General features: G+C 40.7%; 20 protein-coding genes and 1 tRNA gene. 17 read left to right on the top strand and 4 right to left on the bottom strand.

The annotated features are described in order from the left end of the window. Nucleotides 1-66: 66 nt before the first annotated feature. From HKX39_RS01995 to lysM, 5 genes are all read left to right on the top strand, one after another. Nucleotides 67-354, top strand: a complete 288-nt coding sequence (locus HKX39_RS01995; protein ID WP_171679630.1) for a hypothetical protein — start codon at nucleotides 67-69, stop codon at nucleotides 352-354. A gap of 107 nt (nucleotides 355-461) precedes the next feature. Then, nucleotides 462-2,534, top strand: a complete 2,073-nt coding sequence (gene metG / locus HKX39_RS01990) for a methionine--tRNA ligase (protein WP_171679629.1) — start codon at nucleotides 462-464, stop codon at nucleotides 2,532-2,534. A gap of 12 nt (nucleotides 2,535-2,546) precedes the next feature. Then, nucleotides 2,547-3,260 (top strand): tRNA (guanosine(46)-N7)-methyltransferase TrmB, encoded by a 714-nt coding sequence (gene trmB / locus HKX39_RS01985; protein ID WP_246225965.1) that lies wholly within the window; start codon nucleotides 2,547-2,549, stop codon nucleotides 3,258-3,260. Between the two features lie 13 nt (nucleotides 3,261-3,273). Further along, nucleotides 3,274-4,218, top strand: a complete 945-nt coding sequence (pip, locus tag HKX39_RS01980; protein ID WP_171679627.1) for a prolyl aminopeptidase — start codon at nucleotides 3,274-3,276, stop codon at nucleotides 4,216-4,218. A 125-nt stretch (nucleotides 4,219-4,343) separates the two neighbouring features. Further along, nucleotides 4,344-4,778 (top strand): peptidoglycan-binding protein LysM, encoded by a 435-nt coding sequence (gene lysM, locus HKX39_RS01975; RefSeq protein ID WP_171679626.1) that lies wholly within the window; start codon nucleotides 4,344-4,346, stop codon nucleotides 4,776-4,778. 121 nt (nucleotides 4,779-4,899) lie between these two features. On the opposite strand, the gene ffh is transcribed toward lysM, so the two are convergent. After that, nucleotides 4,900-6,336, bottom strand: a complete 1,437-nt coding sequence (gene ffh / locus HKX39_RS01970) for a signal recognition particle protein (RefSeq protein WP_171679625.1) — start codon at nucleotides 6,334-6,336, stop codon at nucleotides 4,900-4,902. A 63-nt stretch (nucleotides 6,337-6,399) separates the two neighbouring features. On the opposite strand from ffh, the gene HKX39_RS01965 reads away from it, so the two are divergent. Genes HKX39_RS01965 through ampD form a run of 3 tightly spaced genes read left to right on the top strand, consistent with a single transcriptional unit; the run spans nucleotide 6,400 to nucleotide 8,065 of the window. Beyond that, nucleotides 6,400-7,251: a cytochrome C assembly family protein gene (locus tag HKX39_RS01965; RefSeq protein WP_171679624.1), complete on the top strand. Its 852-nt coding sequence runs from the start codon at nucleotides 6,400-6,402 to the stop codon at nucleotides 7,249-7,251. After that, nucleotides 7,251-7,484, top strand: coding sequence for a PP0621 family protein (locus HKX39_RS01960; RefSeq protein ID WP_171679623.1), 234 nt, complete (start codon nucleotides 7,251-7,253; stop codon nucleotides 7,482-7,484). The genes HKX39_RS01965 and HKX39_RS01960 overlap by 1 nt, the downstream gene beginning before the upstream one ends. After that, a complete protein-coding gene (ampD, locus tag HKX39_RS01955) occupies nucleotides 7,481-8,065 on the top strand; it encodes a 1,6-anhydro-N-acetylmuramyl-L-alanine amidase AmpD (RefSeq protein WP_171679622.1) in 585 nt (194 codons plus the stop codon). Before HKX39_RS01960 ends, ampD begins: the two co-directional genes overlap by 4 nt. 113 nt (nucleotides 8,066-8,178) lie before the next feature. On the opposite strand, the gene htpG is transcribed toward ampD, so the two are convergent. Then, nucleotides 8,179-10,065, bottom strand: coding sequence for a molecular chaperone HtpG (gene htpG / locus HKX39_RS01950; protein ID WP_171679621.1), 1,887 nt, complete (start codon nucleotides 10,063-10,065; stop codon nucleotides 8,179-8,181). Nucleotides 10,066-10,246: 181 nt separating this feature from the next. Between htpG and HKX39_RS01945 the strand changes: the two genes are divergently transcribed. Beyond that, nucleotides 10,247-10,331: transfer RNA gene (locus tag HKX39_RS01945), tRNA-Leu, on the top strand. 156 nt (nucleotides 10,332-10,487) lie between these two features. Here HKX39_RS01945 and HKX39_RS01940 read toward each other — a convergent pair. After that, nucleotides 10,488-11,657 (bottom strand): YadA-like family protein, encoded by a 1,170-nt coding sequence (locus HKX39_RS01940; RefSeq protein ID WP_171679620.1) that lies wholly within the window; start codon nucleotides 11,655-11,657, stop codon nucleotides 10,488-10,490. A 139-nt stretch (nucleotides 11,658-11,796) separates the two neighbouring features. On the opposite strand from HKX39_RS01940, the gene HKX39_RS01935 reads away from it, so the two are divergent. The 3 genes from HKX39_RS01935 to HKX39_RS01925 all read left to right on the top strand — a co-directional run bounded on the left by HKX39_RS01935 (nucleotide 11,797) and on the right by HKX39_RS01925 (nucleotide 15,701). Further along, nucleotides 11,797-12,738 carry a 3-hydroxyacyl-CoA dehydrogenase family protein gene (locus tag HKX39_RS01935; RefSeq protein WP_171679619.1) on the top strand — a complete coding sequence of 314 codons (942 nt, stop codon included), beginning with the start codon at nucleotides 11,797-11,799 and terminating at the stop codon, nucleotides 12,736-12,738. Between the two features lie 214 nt (nucleotides 12,739-12,952). Further along, nucleotides 12,953-14,650, top strand: coding sequence for a malate dehydrogenase (quinone) (gene mqo, locus HKX39_RS01930; RefSeq protein ID WP_171679618.1), 1,698 nt, complete (start codon nucleotides 12,953-12,955; stop codon nucleotides 14,648-14,650). Between the two features lie 148 nt (nucleotides 14,651-14,798). Continuing rightward, the gene (locus HKX39_RS01925) at nucleotides 14,799-15,701 is read left to right on the top strand and encodes a LysR family transcriptional regulator (RefSeq protein WP_171679617.1); all 903 of its coding nucleotides are present in this window, start codon (nucleotides 14,799-14,801) and stop codon (nucleotides 15,699-15,701) included. Nucleotides 15,702-15,718: 17 nt separating this feature from the next. Here the strand turns inward: HKX39_RS01925 and HKX39_RS01920 are convergent, their stop codons facing one another. After that, entirely contained in the window at nucleotides 15,719-18,067 is a 2,349-nt protein-coding gene (locus HKX39_RS01920) for a TonB-dependent hemoglobin/transferrin/lactoferrin family receptor (protein ID WP_171679616.1), read from the bottom strand. Between the two features lie 162 nt (nucleotides 18,068-18,229). Between HKX39_RS01920 and HKX39_RS01915 the strand changes: the two genes are divergently transcribed. The 5 genes from HKX39_RS01915 to gsiB all read left to right on the top strand — a co-directional run bounded on the left by HKX39_RS01915 (nucleotide 18,230) and on the right by gsiB (nucleotide 25,564). Beyond that, on the top strand, nucleotides 18,230-19,135 hold the full coding sequence (locus HKX39_RS01915) for an HAD-IIA family hydrolase (protein WP_171679615.1): 906 nt from the start codon (nucleotides 18,230-18,232) through the stop codon (nucleotides 19,133-19,135). A 262-nt stretch (nucleotides 19,136-19,397) separates the two neighbouring features. Beyond that, the gene (locus tag HKX39_RS01910; protein ID WP_171679614.1) at nucleotides 19,398-21,047 is read left to right on the top strand and encodes an OmpA family protein; all 1,650 of its coding nucleotides are present in this window, start codon (nucleotides 19,398-19,400) and stop codon (nucleotides 21,045-21,047) included. Nucleotides 21,048-21,237: 190 nt separating this feature from the next. Further along, entirely contained in the window at nucleotides 21,238-22,107 is an 870-nt protein-coding gene (locus tag HKX39_RS01905) for a MurR/RpiR family transcriptional regulator (protein ID WP_171679613.1), read from the top strand. 19 nt (nucleotides 22,108-22,126) lie between these two features. Beyond that, the gene (locus HKX39_RS01900; RefSeq protein WP_246225963.1) at nucleotides 22,127-23,986 is read left to right on the top strand and encodes a dipeptide ABC transporter ATP-binding protein; all 1,860 of its coding nucleotides are present in this window, start codon (nucleotides 22,127-22,129) and stop codon (nucleotides 23,984-23,986) included. A 27-nt stretch (nucleotides 23,987-24,013) separates the two neighbouring features. Beyond that, complete coding sequence (gene gsiB, locus HKX39_RS01895) at nucleotides 24,014-25,564, top strand: glutathione ABC transporter substrate-binding protein GsiB (RefSeq protein WP_171679611.1); 1,551 nt, start codon at nucleotides 24,014-24,016, stop codon at nucleotides 25,562-25,564. Nucleotides 25,565-25,661 lie beyond the last annotated feature (97 nt).

The raw sequence follows: 25,661 nt of genomic DNA, 5'->3' as shown, positions 1-25,661 counted from the left end.
GGATAGTTTTAGCATAACTGATTAGTTTTGTCCCTAAACACCATAATATCATTGGAGTTTTTATTCATGGATTTTATTCGTAGTCTATTTCGTGGCGCCCTTGTTTTACTGTTCACCCTCGCTGGTCTAGGCATCGCCTTTATGTTCCTAGTGGTCGGTGTCGTTTCTCTTGGCGTGATGTATTTGGTATACCTTATCCGTGGTAAAAAGTTCTCAGCCGCTCAATATTGGCAACAATCTCGCGCAAAAGCACAAAAAACTCAATCTCAGTTTAATGAGCGTTTTCGTCAGCCCTCATATAGCCGTCGCCCACAACAGGATGTGAGTGACGTAGAAATTCGAGAATTAAAATAGTTTCCACTATTTCCTAAATTTATCCTTCGGGAAAGCTCGTTCTTAGTAATAGGGACGAGCTTTTCGTTTAAAATCTTAGTTTTCGTATTAGATTTATTGATAAAGCTATGACACGTACTATCTTTGTTACTACTGCACTGCCTTATGCCAATGGTTCATTCCATATTGGCCATATCATGGAATATATTCAAGCGGATATTTGGGTTCGTGCCATGAGAATGTCAGGTCATACTGTCCATTTTGTCGGCGCTGATGATGCCCATGGGGCACCGATTATGCTAAAAGCAGAGAAAGAAGGCATCACACCAGAAGAGCTTGTTGCGCGCATTGCGGCTGAGCGCCCTACCTATCTAAACGGCTTCCATATCAAGTTTGACCACTGGCATAGTACACATAGCCCAGAAAACGTGCAATTATCAGGCGATATTTACCTCGCTCTTAAAGCCAATGGCTTAATTAGCCAACGCACGATTGAACAATTCTATGACCCAGTAAAAGGCATGTTCTTACCCGATCGCTATATCAAAGGCGAGTGCCCTAAGTGTCATGCCAAGGACCAATACGGCGACTCTTGTGAGGTATGTAGTGCTGTCTACTCACCAACAGAGCTTATCAACCCATACTCAACTCTCAGTAATGCAACGCCTGTTTTAAAAACATCAGAGCATTTCTTCTTTAACTTGTCTGACCCGCGTTGCGTACAATTCCTCCATGAGTGGACACAAGGTTCGAGCAAATTTGGTTATAAACACCTTCAAAATGAAGTTCTAGGCAAAACTCGCGAATGGTTAGGCGAAAGTATTGAAAACAATAACCTCAATGATTGGGATATCTCTCGCGACGCACCTTACTTTGGCATTGAGATTCCCGGTGAACCCGGCAAATATTTCTATGTATGGCTAGATGCGCCCGTCGGTTACTTAGCATCACTCAAATCTTATTGTGAGAAAAAGGGCTTAGACTTTGATACTTTACTCGATCCAAATGGCGAGACAGAACAGATTCACTTCATCGGGAAAGACATTACGTACTTCCACGCCCTCTTTTGGCCAGCGATGTTAAAATTTTCAGGCCGCAAAGTACCTGACCAGTTAAATGCTCACGGATTTATCACCGTTAGCGGCGAAAAAATGTCTAAGAGTCGTGGCACAGGAATTTCTCCTCTACGTTATTTAGACCTCAATATGAATCCTGAATGGATGCGTTACTATATCGCTGCAAAACTCAATGCCAAAGTGGAAGACGTAGACTTCAATCCTGATGACTTTATCGCACGTGTCAATTCTGACTTAATTGGTAAATACATCAATATTGCTAGTCGTGCCGCTAACTTTATTAGCAAACACTTTAACGGTCAATTAAGCTATCAAGGGGATACTGATACGATTCGTGCGGAAATTAAAGCACTCGTCGATAGCGTCAGCGGTGATTTTGAAGCCAGAGAGTATGGTCGTGCTATTCGTACATTGATGGCTTACGCGGATACCGTTAACCAAGCGTTTGACCAAGCCCAACCATGGGTATTAGCAAAAGGTATCAGCACGGCTTCTGAGGAAACAAAAGCCCAATTGCAAGATATTTGTTCTCGTGCCATTGCTGGTTTTAAAGCATTATCTGTCGTATTAAGTCCAGTACTACCTGCACTAGCTGAACGTGTTGCTTCAGAACTATTTGGTATTAACCGTTCATTCGTTTGGTCAGATGCCACTGAACTACCCACAACCATTGCGCCTTTCAAACATTTAATGCAACGTGTCGATGATGCACAAATGGATGCTTTATTAGAGCCTCCTGCTCCTATCGTAGAAACACCTAAACCAGGTGGTGAAGAAATCGCAGAGACAATTAAGATTGATGATTTTGCCAAAATTGATTTGCGTATCGCTAAAATTGTCGAATGTAGTCACGTAGAAGGCTCTGACAAACTCCTACAACTCACCCTAGATGTCGGTGAAGGTCGTTATCGTAATGTGTTCTCTGGTATTAAGTCTATGTACAAACCAGAGGATCTTGTGGGTAAATTGACTGTGATGGTCGCCAATCTTGCGCCTCGTAAAATGAAATTTGGCGTATCCGAAGGAATGGTCTTAGCTGGCAGCCATGCGGATGAAAAAGCCAATCCGGGTATTTATGTGCTTGAACCATTCCCTGGTGCTCAACCAGGTATGCGTGTTCGCTAATAAGGAGCTATGATGAGCGAAACTCCAGAACAACACGTTAAACAAGACGAAAAACATCCTTTCTTTGGGCGTATTCGTAGCTTTGTACATCGTCGCGCCCATATCACACCGGGACAACAAGAAGCTCTCAATACCTTAATGCAACGTTGGGCTATCCCTTATCAGCCTGCATTACTCAATTTTGAAGAGGTGTTTGAGCGTCAAGCACCTACCATTCTTGAGATTGGCTTCGGTATGGGAGAAACCACCGAAAAAATTGCTATTGCTCGCCATGCCGAAAACTTCCTAGGCGTTGAAGTCTTTAATGCTGGCGTTGGTGCTATGCTAAAGCGCATTGAGCAATCCGACCTTAAAAATGTACGCATTATTCAGCATGATGCTGTCGATGTTGTTAATCATATGATTCCTCTAGAAAGTCTTGATGGTATTCATATTTACTTTCCAGACCCTTGGCCAAAAAAGCGCCACCACAAGCGTCGCCTTATCCAAGGACCTTTTGTGCATTTATTAGCACAACGTTTAAAAAAAGGTGGCTATATCCATTGTGCGACAGACTGGGAAAACTATGCAGAGCAAATGCTAGAGGTTTTGAGCGCTGAACCATTATTGCAAAATACGGCTAATGGTTTTGCTCCGAAACCTGATTATCGTCCTCAAACAAAATTTGAGACTCGCGGTTTTCGTCTAGGTCATAGCTCTTGGGATGTCGTATTTAAAAAAGTATAACAAGGAGAAAAGTGTGTTATATCCAGACATTGAGCCCTACAAAACAGGCTATTTAGATACAGGGGATGGACATCTTGTTTATTGGGAACTCTGTGGCAATCCTCAAGGAAAACCTGTTGTTTTCTTACATGGTGGCCCTGGCTCTGGATGCACACCTAAACACCGTCGCCTATTTAACCCTGAGAAATATCATATTATGTTGTTTGATCAGCGTGGTAGTGGGCGCTCTCTTCCTTATGCCTCACTGGAAAACAACACGACTTGGCACCTTGTTCACGATATCCATCGCTTACGCGAGGAAGTTCTCGGTGCTGAAAAAATGATGGTATTTGGTGGCTCTTGGGGTTCTACACTTGCCCTAGCTTATGCCGAAACCCACCCCGAGAATGTCAGCGAACTTATTCTTCGTGGTATTTTTATGTCACGCGCATCTGAAATTGATTGGCTATATCAAGAAGGTGGTGCTTCTCAAGTCTATCCTGATTTTTGGCAAGACTTTATCCGTCCTATCCCTGAAAATGAACACCATGATTTTGTCACAGCCTACCACAAACGCCTGACAGGTAGTGATAAAGCTGCCCAATTAGAAGCTGCCATTGCTTGGGGCCTATGGGAAGGACGTGTGATTACGCTACTACCAGATCCTGCTACAGCAGGGCACTTCTCTGCAAACGAATTTGTTATTGCTTTTGCTCGCATTGAAAATCATTATTTTATGCATAAAGGTTTCTTTGAAGATAATCAACTCATTCGCGATGCGTATAAGATACGTCATATCCCTACCGTGATTATCCAAGGTCGCTATGATATGTGTACACCAATGCAAGCTGCTTGGGAATTACACCAAGCTTTACCTGAGGCTGATTTTCAGATCATTGACGATGCAGGGCATGCCTTTACAGAGCCAGGTATTCTCAAAGCACTAATTACAGCAACCGATAAATTTAGTCAGTCTTAAATAAGATGTTTAGTCAAAGACTGTCATGAAAACTAACAATTCTTTTCACGAAAAAACTTGAGTTCTCCTCAATTTCGTCCATAATGAAAAGGTAAACTTTTTAACTCACTATTAAGGAGCACATTATGGGTCTTTTTTCTTTTATTAAAGAAGCAGGTGCAAAACTATTTGGCGGTTCAGAAGCACAAGCAGCAAGTGCTGATGATCTCAAAAAAGAATTAGAAAAGCATCAACTTAATGCAGAAGGTTTAGACATTTCTGTTGATGGCGATAAAGTCACTGTAAAAGGTCAAGCGGCTAATAGCGAAATCTCTGAAAAAATCGCAATTGCCTTAGGTAATACACTTGGTGTAGCAACTGTAGACAATCAATTACAGGTAGCTCAAGCTACTCCTGAATCTCGTTTCTATACTGTGGTTAAAGGCGATACCTTATCAAAAATCTCTAAAGAAATGTATGGTGATCCAAACAAATATCAAAAGATTTTTGAAGCTAACAAACCAATGTTAACTCACCCAGACAAAATTTATCCAGGTCAAGTATTACGTATCCCTGAATAAGCAGACTAGTGCCTGTGAACTATTCTATAATCACAAGCAAATCATAAGAAAAAGGCTTATCCACCACGATAAGCCTTTTTCATTAATGAGCTAGCTTGCTCTTCTCGCGATTTTGGCAAGCTTAGCGTTTCTTACCAAAACCACCGAAACCACCAAGACCACCGAGTCCACCCATATTCTTAAGCGCACCCATACCACGCATTAATTTGCCCATACCACCTTTCTTGAACTGCTTCATCATACCTTGCATTTGATCAAACTGTTTCAATAGTCGATTTACCTCTTGAACTTGCACGCCAGAACCTTTAGCAATCCGCTGTTTGCGTTTGCCATTAATCAATTCAGGCTTACGACGCTCCGCAGGTGTCATTGAGTTGATAATACCTTCCGTGCGACGAAGTTGCTTTTCGGCCTCCCCTTCTTTTAGCTGACTCGCTGCTTGTGCAAATTGCCCAGGGAGTTTTTCCAATAGGCTAGTCATACTGCCCATCTTCTTCACTTGCTGTAATTGCTCTAAAAAGTCATTTAAGTCAAACTTATCACCACTCTTGAGCTTCTTAGCCATTTTTTCGGCTTCAGCCATATCAATATTGCTTTGTACTTGTTCAACAAGCGAAACAATATCACCCATGCCTAACACTCGCTGAGCCATACGTTCAGGATGGAAAGACTCTAAACCATCAACTTTTTCGGAGACCCCGATAAATTTTAAAGGCTTGCCAGTAACATGACGTACAGATAATGCTGCACCACCACGGGCATCACCATCCAGCTTAGTTAAAACAACACCAGTCAATGGTAAAGCATCTGAGAAAGCCTTAGCCACATTAACCGCATCCTGACCTTGCATAGCATCGACAACAAACAGGGTCTCAATTGGTTTTAAGAATTGATGTAACTCCGCGATTTCTTTCATCATCGCCTCATCAATACCTAAACGACCCGCCGTATCCACAATCAGTACATCATAAAACTGACGTTTAGCATAGTCTACGGCTGCTTTAGCAATATCCAATGGTTTTTGGCTAGGATCCGAGGGGAAGAAATCCACTCCAACCTGAGTCGCTACCGTTTTTAATTGATCAATCGCCGCTGGACGATATACGTCAGCACTCACCACCAAGACCTTTTTATTATTAATCTTACGACCTTGCTGTTTTAATTGACCATTTGCCAACAACTTAGCTAATTTGCCCGTCGTCGTTGTTTTACCTGCTCCTTGTAAACCTGCCATTAAAATAATCGCAGGGGGCTGTGTCGCCAATGATAACTCGCTTGCAAACTCGCCTAAGTCACCTCCCATCAGGGAAGTAAGTTCTTTATGAACAACACCAACTAAAGCTTGGCCGGGATTCAAGCTAGTTGAGACCTCTTGGCCCATCGCTTTTTCTTTGACGCGTTCAATAAAATCACGCACCACAGGTAAGGCAACGTCCGCCTCAATGAGTGCCATACGTACTTCACGCAGCATATCTTTGGTATTCGCTTCTGTTAAACGCGCTTCACCACGCATAGTCTGCATGATTTTAGATAGACGATTGGTTAAATTATCAAACATATTTTTCGTTAGAGTGTAAGTGTTATACTTGTAAACAATTCCCTTTTACATTTCGGGTTTGTTATGTCATACGATATTGTATTGCACTATTTAGCTGCGTTGTTCTATCTTGGGCTAGGTATCTCAATTTGGTCTCATTTATTTAAGCACAAAGACCTTAATAAACGCCCAATACTCTCCTCTCTAGTCTTATTAGCCATCATTATTATTCAGGGAATTGCTATCCATATTGGTATGCTTGCGACAGAGCATATCCAAATTAATTGGACACTGGGTTTATCCTTTACCCTCTGGCTAGGATTAATTGTGTATTGGTTCGAAAGTCATTTTATGAAAATCAATGGCTTCCAATTACTCCTTCTACCACTTGGGGTGATTATTTGCGTATTAGCTGCGTTGATTCCTACTTCTGAAGTCAGCACAACAATCCATGCCCAAACCAATTTATTTATGGTGCACCTCATCACCTCTTTGTTTGCCTATAGTCTAATTGCGCTTGGATCATTGCAAGCCTTAATCATGACTGGTCTCGATAATTATTTACACAAACCACAAGACTTTAGCACTCAACCTAATCTTCTTTCTCGTGTACTAGATGCTCAACCACCTCTACTGGTTCAAGAAAAATTACTATTTCGTTTAATCTGGTTAGGCTTTATCCTACTCACTATTGCTATCATTACTGGCATGTTTGTCTCCATGAATATAATGGGAGTTATCCTACCTAGTGACCACAAAACTTTCTTTACATTAATTTCGTGGGTCATTTTTGGTACGCTCTTATTTGGTCGAATGATGTGGGGATGGAGGGGTCGCATAGCCCTACGCTGGACATTATTTGGTTTTGCCTTATTAATGCTCGCCTATACAGGCACTCGCCTAATCTTTGAGGAATTAATTCAACAAGGTGCTTAATGAAGTTTTTAATCGTTTTAGCTGTTATTTTAGGACTGATTTTTTTCTTCCGTCATAGTAGAAAAAAAGCGACAGTCCACTCTCATCCTTCCAAATCAAAAAGCACCACAACCATTAGCATGGTTCAATGTGCGTATTGTGGTATTCATTTGCCAGAAAACGAGGCTATTTCACAAGGCAATCATCACTGGTGCTCCAAAGAACACTTACAATTAGGATATAAACCTCGATGAGTCATCTACACTTAGATCGTCATGGTTGGCTAACACCGGCACCACAAGTACGTAAAGTCCCTTCACCTAATTTTAATGAACGACCGACAGGGCATTTGGCGCGATTACTAGTCATTCACAATATTAGCCTACCTCCTTTTGTTTTTGGAGGCCCATATATTGAACAACTTTTTACTAACCGTTTAGAAATCGATCACCACCCTTTCTTTAAAGAAATTGCTCACTTACGCGTGTCTGCTCACTTTCTTATTCGACGAGACGGTGAAATCATACAGTTTGTCAGCACAGATAAACGTGCTTGGCATGCTGGCATTTCTTGCTTTGAAGGGATTGAAGGCTGCAATGATTTCTCTCTTGGTATTGAGCTTGAGGGAAGTGATTTTGAACCTTTTACAGATATACAATATCAACGCTTAGCAAAACTCAGTCTTTGCTTAAAATCCCGCTATCCCCTGCGCGCAGTAAGAGGCCATAAACATATTGCCCCTGCGAGAAAAACAGATCCAGGACCTTTTTTTGATTGGACCCGTTATCGCAAAGAAGCTAAATGGACATGGCGGGAACTGCCTCATCTACAATAGAAGGTCAACCATCCATCAACTTATTAAGATTTACAAATCACAAATCATTTGACCAATAAGCAAAGAGAGGCTTCAACGCCTCCCCTTTTTTTATCTAAAAGTTCATTAATCAACTAAGATACCAACAAACGATTTAGCTTCTTCACAAATGCTGCGGGATCATCAATCTGAGCCCCCTCCACTAACATCGCTTGATCTAATAGGATACTTGCCCAATCCGCAAAATCATCACCATCAATCCCTTTTAGCTTTTGTACGAAAGGATGAGTTGGGTTGATTTCGAGAATAGGCTTAATATCTGGTACTTCTTGACCTGCTGCTTTCAACATTCGCAATAAATGAGGGCTTAACTCATTCTGTCCCACTACAACACAAGAAGGGGAATCCACTAAACGTGCCGTCACGCGCACCTCTTTAACACGCTCAGCCAAAGCGACTTGCAAACGTTCAACTAATGGTTTGAGCTCTTGAGCCACTTCCTCTTGTTGTTTCTTCTCTTCTTCATTACTGAGCTTTTCTAAATCTAAACCACCTTTCGCAACAGAAACTAACGATTTTCCGTCAAACTCACGGAAATAGGTCAGCATCCATTCATCAACACGATCAGATAATAATAAAACCTCAATACCTTTTTGTCGGAAAATCTCAAGATGAGGACTACTTTTTGCATTTGCAAAGCTATCCGCTACCACATAATAAATCTTATCTTGCCCCTCTTTCATACGAGCGACATAGTCAACTAATGATACTGTTTGTGTTGCTTGATCATTATGTGTAGAAGCAAAACGCACTAATTTCGCAATACGTTGTTGATTAGCTTGATCCTCACCAAGCCCCTCTTTTAATACTTGACCAAATTCAGCCCAAAACGCCATGTAATCCTCAGAACGATTTTCGGCGATATCCTCTAACATTGAGAGGACACGCTTAGCAGCGCCATCTCGAATAAGCTTAACATCACGGCTTTCTTGTAAAATCTCACGAGATACATTTAACGGCAAATCTGATGAGTCAATAACACCACGAACAAACCGTAAATACGATGGCAGTAATTGCTCTGCATCGTCCATAATAAAGACTCGCTTAACATAAAGCTTCACACCACGCTTAGCTTCTCGATCATATAAATCAAAAGGTGCCTGCTTTGGAATATAAAGCAATTGCGTATATTCACTACGCCCTTCGACTCGATGGTGTGACCATGCCAACGGCTCATTGTAGTCATGACTTAAATGTGAATAAAATGCCTTATACTGCTCATCAGTAATCTCTGTTTTATTACGTGCCCATAACGCATTGGCTTGATTTACTGACTCCCATTCACCTGTTTTGATGCTAGCCCCTGTCTCCTGATTAAACTCTTCTTTTTCCATTTGGATAGGTAAAGAAATATGATCAGAATAACGGCGCAACACCTCTCTAAGCGCCCAACTATTTAAGAATTTTTCACCGTCTTCATTGACAAATAAAGTAATACTAGTGCCTCGAGTCGCCTTTTCAATGACTTCAATCGAAAACTCCCCTTGGCCTTCAGATACCCAACGTACTGCCTCTGTAAGCGCAGCACCCGCTTTGCGAGTAAGTACCTCAACCTTATTGGCGACAATAAATGCCGAATAAAACCCAACCCCAAACTGACCAATCAGTTGGGCATCTTTTTGCTGATCCCCTGTCAATGAGGCAAAAAATTCTTTGGTGCCCGAGCGAGCAATCGTACCTAAATTAGCAATCACCTCATCGTAGCTCATACCAATACCATTATCCTCAATGGTAATTGTCTTGGCTGCTTCATCAAAACTCACTCGAATACGTAGTTCACTATCCTCTGCTAATAGGCTTGAATCATTTAACGCAGCAAACCGCAATTTATCACAAGCATCTGAGGCATTAGACACCAGCTCTCGCAAAAAAATCTCTTTATTCGAATAAAGCGAATGAATCATTAATTGAAGTAACTGCTTGACTTCCGTCTGAAAGCCCATTGTTTGCACATTTGACATATTTTTATTCCTCTATAAAACAATGATTTTTCCAGCAGATAAGGGCGACATACTGTTTTTCAAGCAAGTTTTCTGAATTTGCCTATTAATTTTTATACCACAAGATAAAAGTTCACACTTTTTCTATAAAAGTCGTATAATATGCAACTTATTCATTGATTGAATATCAATCTCCGTATTTGCCCGGGTGGTGAAATTGGTAGACGCAGGGGACTCAAAATCCCCCGCCGCAAGGCGTGCCGGTTCGATTCCGGCCCCGGGCACCACATATAAAATCCTGATAAATCAAGAAGTTACATAACTTTGATTGTCAGGATTTTTGCTTTTCTACTCAAACTAAAAATTCGACTGTGCCAAAAACGTGACAGACTATCGCCTCCCTAAAGTGTCTAAACTTTAGGGAATATCGCGACAAGAAACTATCAATCAAATGCAAAGAATGCACCCACAGTTGCTCCCATACCTCCTCGACTATCTGCTGTCAATGCTCCTTTAACGACCCAACGACCTGATGAAGACATCCGAGATAACCCCATAGCATAACCTGTTTCTCCTCGATAAATTGCCGTACCTAAGCTCATCCCTGCCTGATCTGGATCCCAGGCCTGTGGCATAGAAGCGACGGCTAAAGCAGAAGCAGTCCCCGCATGGGCGGTTTTACGCGTGTGTCTAAGCTGCTTATGTAAAGACTTCACTTCATTATTCATATGCGTCCCCAATCGCTTAAGTTGTCTTAAGTTCACCGCATCATTGTCATGTACAGCATCACCCACATTCCGCACACGGTTTCCACCAAAATCAACTAAGGTATTTTTAGGAGTTGCTAAATAATGGTGAGCCACTAAACCACCTTGTGCATTTAGCTCTCCCTTAAATTGAGGGTTATCTACCAAACTGATTACAATCTTTTCATTTTTTTGCTGCGTTTGTATATTTGTACCCCCATGCACTTTAATCGTATCACCTAGCTGATAATTTGCACTTCCTTTATCTGTTACAATATTGATTCCTTTAGCGATGACTTCCTTATTTTGTTGAATAGCCACTTTATTATCCGCAATATCTAAGGTATTTTGTGCTACGCGCCCATCTAAACCTTGAATCGCTTTTTGGTTAGTGACAATGCCCTGCGTATTCTGTGCCACTCTATTATCTAAACCCGTCATTACATCTTGGATTCTATTCAAACTTGTCGCTTGTTGAGTTTGCTGTTGATTTAAAGTAGATATTTTCCCTTCTAAGTTGCTAATAGACTGCGTATGAGCATCTAAGTTTTCTCCTTGTGAAGTCACTATCGTTTTTAAATTAACTAACTCCTCCGAATCAACTCCTCCTACAGCACCATTAATAAAAAACCCATGTGTTTTTTGAAATCCTGTCATATATGTCCCACCTGATGTCCACGTATACTCTTCTACTGGGGTACATCCTCTTTCTCTATTCGCCTTAAATTCATCCAAATTACAACCAAAATAAATTTTGGTTGTGACTACTGCATCAGGCTGTTCCCATTCTGCCGCCAACGCAGGTACCGCCCCAATCACACCAAAGAGTACTAAAGTTTTTTGTAAATAATTTAATGAAAATTTCATTGTCCGCTCCTTTAGATTTAATATAAAAACCGACGCTTTAGAAAACGTCCATATCATTCTAAAAAGCAGAAATTATTTTGAACATTGGACAAACACGTGTTTGTCCATGCGTAAAACTACGTAGAAAAAGGATAAAAAAATGCAGTCCAATAAAAATATTGCGGTATTAGGTGCGGGTACAATGGGACATGGTATTGCTCAACTTTATGCAATGTCAGGTTATCAGGTCATGCTATACGATATTGATGATGCAGCCACTCAACGTGGTTTAGTACAAATCCAAACAAGTCTTCAACACTTTGCAGATAGCGGGCTTATTGAAAAAGATACTATTCAAGGGATTCTAAACAACATTCAATTGACAACCTCAATTCAAGAGGCAGTCAGCAAAGCTAGCATTATTACTGAGGCCGCGCCTGAAATTTTGGACTTAAAATATAAGTTATTTCAAACTATCGAAGCGTTCGCCAGCAAAGACGCTATTATTCTGTCCAATACATCTTCATTTGCTGTCGAAGTACTCGCCCAAGGCATTCAACACAAAAATCGTTTTCTCATTACACACTTCTTTAATCCTGCTCAAATTGTGCCGCTCGTAGAGATTGTCGCTAATCAAGAAAGCTCTCCTGAAATAGTGAGCTATATTGAACATGTGATGCGCGTTATTGGCAAAGAACCCGTTCTCTTACAAAAAGACAAACCTGGTTTTATCGCAAATCGCCTACAAGCGGCTCTCGTCCGCGAGGCACTACACCTTCTCAACGAAGGTGTAGCAGATGCAAAAAGCATCGATACAGCGATTACAGCAGGCCCTGGTTTTCGTTGGGCATTTATTGGGCCACTAGAAACCACCGATTTTGGTGGCTTAGATATTTGGCGCAATGTCTTAAATAATCTCTCACCAACCTTAAATAATGCTGATAAAGCACCTGAACTACTTGATAGCCTCGTTGAGAATCAGCATTTAGGCATAAAAACTGGCGGCGGTATTTATGACTACCCCGAAAATAGCGTATCGCAAAAAACAGTCCGTAGAGACCGTCAATTCCTTTTGCTTAATAAACTCAAAAAAGAATTTTAATTATTATCTCATTGCTTTAGGTATCGAAGTCCTTGCCGCCCCTCCTACTAAGGAATGGCGTTATATACACAAGCCAATAAACTTTCATGGATTATTGGCTTTTTTCTTTTTGTATCAACCTCGTATTATTTAATTACATTTCATCTTATGCAAAACATAGCGTTATCAAACAGTTAAAATCAAAGTCTTTTTCTTAAAAAGAGTATCTTTTACAATGACTAGTTTTTTAAAATTTATCTTTAGACTTGCCCTATTATTCGTAATTGCGGCACTTATCTTTTTAAAATGGCCGTTTACCAAACCAAGCGTACCTGCTGCAGACAACGAGCAACCTGTTGATGTTGTGCTCATTGGTGGCGGTATTATGAGCATGACTTTAGCTACCTACTTACAAGAGCTAGAACCGACATGGAAAATTCATGCCTACGAGCGTTTAGATGCTGTTGCCTTAGAAAGCTCTAATGGTTGGAATAATGCCGGTACAGGTCATTCTGGTTTTGCAGAGTTAAATTACACACCAATGAAAGACGGTGTTGTCCAAACAACACGTGCCGTAAATATTGCCGAACAATTTGAAGTGTCTCGCCAATTCTGGGCACACCAAGTTAACCGTGGCGCAATGAGCAATCCAAAAGAGTTCATTAATGCTACCCCTCACATGAGTCTTGTATGGGGCGATCAAAATATTGATTTCCTAACAAAACGTCATGCGGAGCTCATCAAAAACCCTCTGTTCTATGGCATGGAATTCTCAACAGAACAAGCCAAAATTGCTGAATGGGCTCCTTTAACCATGGAGGGTCGTGACCCACAACAGAAAGTGGCTGCTACTTATATGCCTCTAGGTACAGATGTTAACTTTGGGGTAATCACACAGCAACTTACGGCTAACCTACAAAAGAATCCTAATTTCTCTCTTCATTTACAACATGAAGTACGTGCACTACGTCAAAATGAAGATAAAACTTGGAATATCACTTACTACGACTTAAAAGGCAATACTGAAAAAACGATTAAGACAAAATTTGTCTTTATCGGTGCCGGTGGTGCAACGTTAAAACTTTTACAGTTATCAGATATTCCTGAATCGAAAAACTATGCAGGTTTCCCTGTTGGTGGTCAGTTCCTATCTTTTGAAAATCCAGATATCACCACTCGCCATAATGCAAAAGTATATGGTCAAGCTGAAACAGGTGCACCTCCAATGTCTGTTCCTCATTTAGACACTCGACGCTTAGATGGCAAACAAACCATGCTATTTGGTCCATTTGCACTCTACAGCACAAAGTTCCTAAAAAATGGTTCTTGGTTTGATTTGTTCTCTGCAACAAACACTCACAACGTATTAGGCATGATTACGGTGGGCATTGATAATCTTGATCTCGTCAAATATTTAGTGGCACAAAACACTTTATCTGCCGAAGATCGTCAGGCTGAGTTATTAAAATACTATCCATCAGCCAAACAGGATAGCTGGAAATTAATTACAGCAGGTCAACGTGTTCAAATCATCAAAAAAATGCCGGACGGTTCAACTGTATTGCAATTTGGTACAGAGGTCGTGGTTGATGAAAACCGTACTTTAGCGGCATTACTCGGTGCTTCTCCTGGCGCATCTACATCGCCTCCAATTATGTTATCTGTATTGGAAAAAGCGTTCCCTGTTAAGATGAAACAAGACTGGGCTGCTAAAGTCAAAGAGATTATTCCTTCTTATGGTCAAAAGCTTAATGAAAGTACTGAGCTAACCAACAAAATTCGTCGTATGACGAGTGAAGCACTTCAATTACCTTATATTGAAGTACCCACAGCACAAGCAGCTCCAGCAGTAACTATTCCAGCGGTTCAGATTCCTACTGTAACACCTGCTACTGCACCGAAAAGCTTAAATCCAGAAATGCAAGCACCTTAAGCGATTAAGTACTTTACTTTAGGTTTAACGCTAACCCCTTTTATCTTCATGCTAAAAGGGGTTAATTTTTATGCCTTGCCTATACAACATCATACGCTATACTTAATACTGCCTACGATTTCTATAAAAAATTTTCATTACTACCTTTATGAATATTTCATTTCGACAATTACGAGCTTTTGTGACAGTTGCTAGGATGGGGAGTTTTACGCTGGCTGCCGAATCACTTTTTTTAACACAATCGGCTTTAAGTGGGTTGATAAAAGAGCTCGAACAAAACTGGGGAGTTACCTTATTTGAGCGTACTACACGCCGTCTTGTATTAACGAAAATAGGGCAAGAACTTTACCCTCAAGCACAAGAAATCTTAGATAAATTAGATTTGCTTAATCACCAAGCACAGAATCATCGTGCCATCTATCAAGGTCGTGTACGTGTTGCCTGTTCACAGCAATTAGCGGCCTCATTACTGCCTGAACTAATAGCTGAATTTCGTCATCAATCACCCGAGATACAAATTGATATTATCGATTGTAGTGTCGAAAAAGTCATCGATCATGTCGATTCAGATGAGGCGGATTGGGGAATAGGTCCAGAGCGAGCAATTCGATCTAACATCACGAACGACAAACTCTTTAGCTTACCCTTTCATGCCGTTTTTCCTAAAGAACATCCTCTTGCTAACTATAAAAACCTCTGTTGGACAGATTTACAAGATGAAAACCTCATTACCTTAAAAGGACCTTTTTCTGAAATTCTTGCAGAACAACTTTCTCATACAAACCGTCAATTACTAGACTCAGCCAGTAAGGTTAACTATATGTCCACGGCTTTAAGTATGGTTGCCGCAGGCCTAGGCATTACCGTATGCTTACCTTATTCAAAACAACAAATTCAACATTACGATTTAACGATGCTCAAAATTACTCAACCGATTGTGATACGTCATTTTTATATTTTCCAAAGAAAAAGTGCTGTGCTTTCAGAAGCGGCACAGCACTTTAAGAATTTCGTTTTAAACCGTCTGTCTCACGACGACTATTTTGCTTAAAACAATTTAATAGGAAACTAATAACGATAGCTTACAGAAACTGTCGCATAACGACCACGTTCAGTGTAGTAATCGATGCCTCGTTCATTACGTCCTGTTCCTGCGGTAGGAACATTAAGCGCATTCCAATACTTTTTATTAAAGACATTCATCAAACCTGCTTGCAGACGTAGCCCTTTCAAAGACTCGGGCTCCCAATAGGCAGATAAATCGACAACGCCATACCCTGGCGCTTTAAAATCCGCTACATCTGAACGCACCTTATTACGCTTGGCTGCCATTGTTAAGGTAGCATCCACTCCAAACGAACCATTATCATAACCAATACCGACAATCGCTTTAAGTGGTGCAACAGAATTAAGGTAAGTATCGTTTGTTTTATCTCGTCCTACAGACCATGCTAATGAACTACGAACATACCAGTCTGGTTGGAAGTCCCACTTAGCCGCTGCTTCAATACCATAAATCCGAGCACGTGTGATATTACGCGTCTCAAACACACCTTGTGGATATAAGCCTTGCGCTTGTAATGCCGCATAGGGCGAATTAGCCTCTACTGCATAACCAGACTCGATAAAATTCTTATAATATTGATCAAAAAACACTAAAGAAGCATTCAACGTATCGCTGTTATACATGGCTCCTAACTCATACCCTCGACTTGTTTCTGGACGAAGATTCGCATTGCCCTTACGCAAATAATTTGCCTCGGAACCATATTTCATATAAAGCTCTTGTGCATTCGGCGCTCGAAAGCCTTCTGTATAACGTGCATACAGACTCAAATTATCTGAGGCTTGGAAACGAAAATCAATGGAAGGAGAAAAGCGACTACCACTACGATTGGCCAACTCCCCACCAAGTACTCCACTAGCACTTTCTGCAAAGTTAGCACTTGCACTCGGTCTACGTTGATAATAATCAAAACGTAATCCAGGGGTTACTTCAAATTGATTACTATTCCAAGCAAATGTATTTTGTAAATAAAGTCCTAAATCTTGCGTTTTCACTTTTGGTACATCTGCCTGATTAGTATGCAAGAAACTACACCCCATTAAAAAATATTGACGAATCGTCCCCGCTAATCGTCCTCGTAATGCTGGTGGAACTTGGCTCAAAATAGTATTAAGTTCCGCTTGCGCGGCACCACAATTATCTACCCCTGCCGAATATTGTTTAAACTGCCCAATATCCCAAGTTAAACCTGCCATCCAACGCGAAGAAAAACTAGCATCCCCAAAAGTACCTGAGGCTTTTAGATTGAATCCGTAACTCTGTTCTTTTACCGAATTAGTACGTGAATAATCTCCAAATGGATAGGCATTAAAGCTCATCCCCCTTGGACGCACAATCCTATTGTTATTACGCCAAGCATCGATGCCATTAATCAATTCGCTTTTTTGCCAATATGCCACACCTGACACTTGGTCTAAACCCGAAAATTCTGTCGGTGCCTTATAGTCATACTCTAACCAAGCACGATCTCGTTTAATATCTTCACTACCCTCATATTGTCCAATTGGATAGGTTTCTACCAGTTGCTGAGTACGTGCATTTAAAATCCCACCTTGTAAATGACGCTCATCAATCGTTCTCTCTTGACGATATGAACTAGCACCGAAACCAATGCGATGGTTTGAATTCAAGTCATGCTCAAGACGGATACCAACTTGATTCACATCGTAGTCTGCAGGATTAGCTTTCGTACGATTCACACCATACCCCCCTACAGACCCCAGATTTTTTACTTCATTGCCGGCTTTATAACCATACTGAATTAACGCTCTTGTCTTATCACCCAAGCGGAAAGCTAAGGCAGCATCAGCAGACCAGCTATTATCATAGCCTGAATAACCCACTTTACTTAATAAGCCAATATTACGTGCTACATCCAATACATCAGAAGGTCGTAAAGAATACAGCTCTACCGCACCCGCTAGGGCATTAGTACCATTAACCCCTGTCCCTTTATGAATATCTACCGAAGAGATAGCATTAAAATTAATACCTGAAACACCCCCCATGACACCACGAGCACCGTCATTTAGCCATGGCAAAGGAATACCATCCTCCGTCACCTGTACACGTTGTGCATCCAAGCCACGCATATTAATACTATTATTTTGTGTATTAAAGTTAATCCCTGCATCTAAGCGCTTAGCAATATCAGACCAGTTTTGAACATTCGTTTTTTCTAAATCTTTCTTATTTAATTGTGTATCTGATGCCGTCACAGCTAAATAATCTTGATGCGCAGTAATCTCAGACAATACAGCAACATCACTATCTTGAGCATAAAGACCATTGCTACACAACATCAGGACAATGGCGGACAATGGTTTTAACTGTAAAGAATTCTTTTTCACGATTTCACTTCCTAAAAACTCAAAAATCTAAACAATAATTATTATCATTTAGATTTATATTTTTATCAATAGATTTCTAATATTATCTAAATTTTTCTATTTGATTTACAATTAAACTAATAATCAGTCTGAACACAATGATTTTTCTTATCATCTTCCTTTATGCTACTGACTCTCTCTCCTGCAGAAATTCTTCATACTTACCAAACCTTAGAGAAGATATTCCCAAAACCAATTTTTCCTAAACACTTCCAAAAAGTGCATACGCTTGGCGATATTAGCCATCTCTATGATGCATTCTTTTTTGACGCATTTGGGGTATTAAATCTTGGGGAAACGGCTATTCCACTCGCCGCAGAACGTATCAAAACCTTACGCCAACAAAATAAACAACTCTGTATTGTCAGTAATGCTGCTAGTGTTTCGCGACAACAACTATTTGAAAAATATACTAAGCTAGGCTTTGATTTCTCTTTAGATGAAATCGTCAGTAGTCGAGATGCTCTTGCCACTTATCTACATACGCATAGAGCTGAAAGCTATGGTGTCACTGCTCCCATAGGTACAAAACTCAATGACCTTAACGGTAGCTTTATCAATCTCATTGAATATCCAGATGCTATGGATACTGTAGACGGTATACTATTACTCTCTAGTCAGGACTGGACGAGTTCTCTCCAAGAAACACTTATTCAGAGTCTAATAACAAAACCTCGACCGATTCTATTAGGCAACCCAGACTTAGTAGCGCCTCGCGACAATGGATTTTCTTTAGAACCTGGTTTTATGGCAAAGCAAATCCTTGATAAAGCCCACATTAAGGCATTAGCCTTTGGTAAACCCTATGACAACATCTTTAATCTAGCAAAAGCAAAACTGAAACCTGATACTGTTTTGTCTCGAACTCTCATGATTGGTGATACGCTACATACCGATATCCTAGGTGGTTGTAATGCAGGTCTACATACAGCAATGGTATCAGCCAATGGATTTGCCTCAACAATCCCTTGGCAGGACACTATCCAAAAAACAGGGATTTGCCCTCATTACGTCATTGACTTTATTTAAAGTTTAAACTACTACGGCAATAGTTACCTCATAGGAGTACTCTTAAAATGTTTTGCGCTTTTTAACTATTCTGACCTTTTTTGAATACTATTTTCAATCTTTATATTTCTTAATATTTTATTGACCTAAATCACATAAGAATTAACAACTCTTAACAAAACCGCAACATAATGGGTGTTAATATGCTCCTAGTGGAGTGACGTCGCCATTCTTAGAGATAACTCGTCACTTAGTTTTCATTTAATTTTATAGGTAGAAAAATATGAGCTTTGATTTAGGTCAATTATTCCAAGGTCCTGTTCGTGATCTCGTGTTAGGTCAGGTAACAAAACAGCTTGGTTTATCAAACGAAAGCGCAGGTGGTCTTTTGAATAAAGGCTTGTCAAGTGTTTTAGGTGGCATGGTACAACAGTCTGGTTCTAAAGAAGGTGCCTCTGCTTTATTTAACCTAATCAAAAATACTGGCTTTAATGTTAATCCAGTAGACTTATTAACTGGTAAAGCTGATTCCTCTCAGTTAGGTGGATTATTAGAAACTGGCAAAAAACTATTACCTAGCTTATTCGGTAACCGTGCTGATGCAGTAACATCTTACTTAGCAAATAGTACTGGCGTGTCTGCTGACAAAGCTCAGTCTTTCTTAGGTTTAATTGCTCCTACAGTATTCTCTTTCTTCAAAAATAAAATTGCTGGTGGTTTAACTGCTGGTGGCTTTGCTAGTCTATTAGGTGAGCAAGCTAAAGCAGCAGCTTCTCACCTAGATACAAATGCATTAGGTGCTTTAGGTTTTGCTGGTAATTCTTTCAATGATGCGCTAGGTAGCGTAAGCAAAATTGGTGGTCTTTTAGGTGCTGGTGTAGCTGGTGCAGCTGCTGCTGGCACAAAAGCAACTGCTGCTGCACAATCCGTAGCAGGTCACGCTACAGCAACAGCTGGCAAGTCTGGTCTATGGAAATGGTTAACAGCTGGTGCAGTATTATTAGCTGCGCTATTAGGCTTCAAAAGCTGCTCAAATAACACTACAGAAACAACGGCTCCTGCAACGCCTACTCCAGCAGCGACTCCGGCTCCAGCAACAACTCCAGCAGCACCTGCTGCTCCAGTAGCTGAAGAAGCAAAAACAACGGATGGCTTAGGCAATCTTTCTTGGTTAAAAACAGACACAGACTTCACGTTAAGTGGTCTTGTGCAAAATGATGAATTAAAAACAAAAATCACTGATGCTTTCTCAGGCTTAGCTGGTGGTTTACCCGTAGTAAACAACTTAGTGGTTGATGCTAAGGCTGGTAAATTCTCTTTTGACAACTTTGCTGGTTTGGCGAATGTATTCAAGTCATTCCCTGCCGTAAGCGGTTCTTTTGCGGATAAAGCATTTGAACTAGTTGGTAAAGTAGGTAGCGATGCTGAAAAATCATCTTTAGTTGATCAAGTAAAAGGCGTTTTAGGTTCTTTATTCTCAGTAAATGCGGATAAAGTAACTGTTGAAGCACCTGCAACTCCGGCAACAGAACCAGCTCAAGCAGCCCCAGCCGCAGAAGAGCCTGAAGCTGAAGTTATCGCTGATATGTCTTTAGAAAAATTAGACTTGAATATCGTATTTGATACAGGTTCTTCTGAGATTAAACAACGTTATAACCGTCGTTTGAATGCATTTGCTCACTACTTAGTAGAAAACAAACGCGCTGGTGAGATTGCTGGTTATACAGACAATGTTGGTGACGCAGCAGCTAACCAAAAACTTTCTGAAGAGCGTGCTAACTCTGTGCGTAACTACTTAATTGCTCAAGGTGTTCCTGCTGATCAATTAGTAGCCGTAGGTTATGGTCAAGAAAATCCTATCGCTGACAACGGTACAGATGAAGGTCGCGCACAAAACCGTCGCATTGAGTTTAACGTGCAAAAAGCACAATAAGATTGGCTTATAATCGCTAAACAATAAGCTTATCGTACCAAGCCCCACTTGCACCAAAGTGGGGCTTTTTTACATTTATCCTCCCCCTTCTTTACAGTCTACGCACAAATCAGTATTATCCCTAATATGTAAATAAACTTTCACAATTTAATATTTGTGTAAATTTTTATTCATCTCATTAGAGAAAGTCATGACAATTGAAACAAGCTTTACTCAAAAACTTGTCAAAATTACGCCTACGTTGACTCAACCTCAACAAAAAATAGCGGCTTTTGTTCTCAATTATCCATTTAAAGTGGCCTTATACTCCATTGAGGAATTTGCTACTGCAGTAGGCACTTCCACAGCAAGTGCCAATCGTTTTGCTAAAGCATTGGGTTATAGTGGTTATGCCCCTTTTCGTCAAGACCTTATCAAAGGTTTTGAAAGTGTTTTAGATTCTGTACACCGTCTAAAAGACGGACAAAGAACAAGCAATAGTATCCAAGAAGTATTCACCAATGCACTACTTGAAACAGAAAAAAATCTATCAGTGACTCGCCACAACCTCAACCAAGAAAGTTGTGAAAAAGCTGTTCAAATGATTCTAGGCGCTAAACGTATATTCATTCTTGGTTTTGGTTCAAGTGCCTATCTCAGTGGCATTATGGAAAGACGTCTTTTTCCATACAAAGATATGGTGTTATCGCTAAGTAGTCCAGGAGGCATCGCGGAAGCAGCACGCCGTTTAACTTTTGTAGATGAAAAAGATCTCATCATCGCTATTTCTTTTCCACGCTATCTACTAGACACTATACAGCTTGCTCGCAATGCAATACAAAAAGGAGCACAAGTCCTAGCCCTTACCGATAAATTAACCGCACCTATCGCACCCATTGCACACTGCGTACTCTACGCGAAAAGTGGAACACAATTTGGTCAGAACAGCGAAGCTAGTACTCTAGCGTTAATTGAGGCACTAATGGCAGGAATTGATTACAGTTCTAATCACGCAGTGGAATTAGCCACAGAAATGGCACAAACACTCACTCCTTGGCTTGTTAGTCCTAACTCACCTTAATATGAAAATACCTCTCCCTATGAATGCTACTCACAAAACAGTTTTAGACGTTCGAAATCTTAGTGTTGATTTCATTAGCTCAGAAAGAACGGTGCATGCAGTCAAAGATTTATCCTTTACTGTTGCTCAAGGTGAAACACTCGCTATCGTTGGTGAGTCTGGTTCTGGTAAATCTGTTACCTCTTTATCCTTAATGCGACTAGTAGAAAATGGAGGTGGCACGATTACTCAAGGAAAAATGTTATTTACTGGTCGCCGCCAACAAACTGTTGATTTAGCTGAGTTAGATAAAAAACAACTGCGCGCCATTCGCGGTGCCGATATGGCCATGATTTTCCAAGAGCCGATGACATCATTAAACCCTGTTTTTACCGTCGGTGAACAAATTGCGGAGTCAATTCGTCTGCATCAAGGTCTTAATGCATCCCAAGCCATGGCAGAGGCCCTACGCATGCTTGATCAAGTACGTATCCCAGAAGCAAAAAATGTGCTCACACGCTACCCTCATCAGCTCTCAGGAGGCATGCGTCAACGCGTCATGATTGCCATGGGTTTAGCATGTAAACCCTCACTCCTCATCGCAGATGAGCCAACCACAGCCCTAGACGTTACGATTCAGGCACAAATCTTACAACTCATTAGAGAGCTACAAAAAGAAATGAATATGGGGGTCATTTTCATCACTCACGATATGGGTGTAGTAGCAGAGGTTGCCGACCGTGTTTTAGTGATGTATAAAGGCAATAAAGTAGAAGAAGACGTATCGCAAAAAATCTTTGACTCCCCACAACATCCTTATACAAAAGCTCTCTTATCAGCAGTACCTCGTCTCGGTGCAATGAGTGGCAAAGCATTACCAGAACGTTTTGACTTACTCACTATGCAAGAAGATAGCATCAATAAAAACACTAAAGTATATGAACCTCTTGCCCCTGATTATGATTCTGGCCCTATTTTACAAGTGAAGAATTTAATCACTCGATTTGATATTACTGGTGGATTCTTAGGGCGAGTACAAAAACGCGTACATGCTGTTGAAAAAGTAAATTTTGACCTTTACCCTAAAGAAACCTTAGCTATTGTCGGAGAGTCTGGCTGTGGCAAATCCACCACAGGACGTACTCTTCTCAAACTTATCCAAGCGCAAGGGGGTGAAATCCTCTTTAAAGGACAAGATATCACAAAGCTTAATACTCGCGAGATGCAAAAAATTCGTCGTGATATTCAATTTATTTTCCAAGACCCTTATGCTTCACTAGACCCTCGCCAAACTATTGGCTACTCTATCATGGAGCCATTGCTGATACACCAAATTTGCGCTAAAGAAGAAGCTCATTCGCGCGTTGCTTGGTTATTGGAAAAAGTGGGATTATCCGCCGATATGGCACAACGCTACCCTCACGAATTCTCAGGAGGGCAGCGTCAGCGCATTTGTATTGCTCGCGCCTTAGCGCTCAACCCTAAAGTAGTCATTGCTGATGAGTCTGTCTCTGCACTTGACGTATCCATTCAAGCCCAAATCGTTAATTTATTAATGGATTTACAGCAAGAGTTTGGTATTTCATATATTTTTATTTCGCATGATATGGCAGTCGTTGAGCGCATTAGCCATCGTATTGCTGTCATGTACTTAGGTCAGATTGTTGAGATGGGTTCACGTCAAGCTATTTTTGAAAACCCTCAACATCCTTATACACGAAAACTCATGGATGCAGTCCCTATCGCTGACCCAAGTCGCAAACACTTAGAAAAACAACTTTTAACAGGAGAGATTCCTAGTCCTATTCGTAAACTAGGAGATGAACCTCTTGTTGAACCCCTTGTACAGGTTGGAGAAGATCACTTTGTGGCTCGTCACCCAATCGGTATTTATCGTTAATCCCTGCGGTACTTTTTAGGAGTCTATATGAAAACTTCTTTCTTTAAAAACACAGTATTAATGTCTGCGCTGATGGCGAGTCTAGGCTTTGCTACACCTGCAATGGCAGAAAAAAATGTCGTTGCTGTCATTTCTCAAAGCATCGACTCCCTTGACCCATACAATACGAATTCAACGATTAGCCAAGCACTCGGCAAAGGCTGGTATGAAGGTCTATTCGAGTTTGACACAGCACTTAACATTAAACCTGTTTTAGCAACTAGCTACGAAGTAAGCGAAGATGGTTTGGTATACACATTTAAATTACGTGAAGGGGTAAAATTCCATGACGGTACAGACTTTAATGCCGAAGCCGTCAAATATAACTTTGAGCGCGTTCTTGATCGTAATAACGCACTCGCACGCTTTAATCAATTCAAAGATATCGAAAAAATAGAAGCATTAGACGCACACACAGTCAAAATCACCTTAAAAGCACCTTTCTCTGCTTTTATTAATAATCTTGCTCATCCGTCTGCAATGATTATTTCACCCACAGCGCTCGCCAAATATGGTAAAGATATCAATTTAAACCCAGTAGGCACAGGTCGTTTTGTATTTGGTCATTGGGATCCAGCACAAGCCGTTTCAATGAAAAAGTTTGATACTTATTGGAATAAAGATCAACAAGCTCAAGTTGATTCAATTACATTCCGTATCGTAACCGATAATAATACACGTGCTGCGGTACTACAAACAGGTGAAGCACAGTTTATTTATCCTGTTCCTAATGAGCAAATTGAAGTACTCAAAAAGAACGACAAAATTGACGTTATTGTTGCACCATCTATTATCTTACGCTACATCTCTATGAACACCCTAGTTAAGCCATTTGACAATCCAAAAGTACGTCAAGCGATTAACTATGCTATCAATAAAGAAGCGATGATTAAAGTTGCCTTCAATGGTTATGCGGATGTAGCAACAGGTGTTGTTCCGAACCAAGTGGAATACTCTGTTCAATTTGACCCATGGCCATACAACCCACAAAAAGCCAAAGAGCTTTTGGCTGAGGCTGGCTATCCAAACGGTTTTGAATCAACATTGTGGGGAGCTTATAACGACGGTACATCTATCAAAGCTGTTCAATTCTTACAACAACAACTTCGTCAAGTCGGTATTAAAGTTAGCGTAGAAAATCTTGAGGCAGGTCAACGTGTCCAACGCGTTCAAACAGTCAAAGATCCAAAAGACGCTCAGGTTCGTATGTACTACTCTGGTTGGTCTGCCTCTACAGGTGAAGCAAACTGGGCTTTAAGTCCTCTTTTAGCTGGTGATGCATGGCCTCCAGTATTTAACAACACAGCGTACTACAAAAATGAAAAGGTTGATGCTAACTTAGCCGCAGCTTTACGCACAACCAACAAGGAAGAAAAAGCCAAATTATATGCAGAAGCCCAAAAACAAATTTGGGCGGATGCTCCTTGGGTATTCTTAAATGTGAATAAAACCGTTTCTGCTCGTAGTAAAAACCTAGAAGGCATTACTGTTATGCCTGACGGTTCTCTCTACTTCAAAACGGCGACACTTAAAGACTAATCAGTCTTATAGTTAGTTATTGCTTTATAGCAATCCGATTACCCTCACCAAAAATGAGGGTGAGGGTAATCAAATTTTTAAGACTTACTTGCCAACG

It is taken from the genome of Pelistega suis, assembly GCF_013133795.1.
GTDB lineage: Bacteria > Pseudomonadota > Gammaproteobacteria > Burkholderiales > Burkholderiaceae_B > Taylorella > Taylorella suis.
This window is presented reverse-complemented; position numbering and strand designations above follow the sequence as displayed.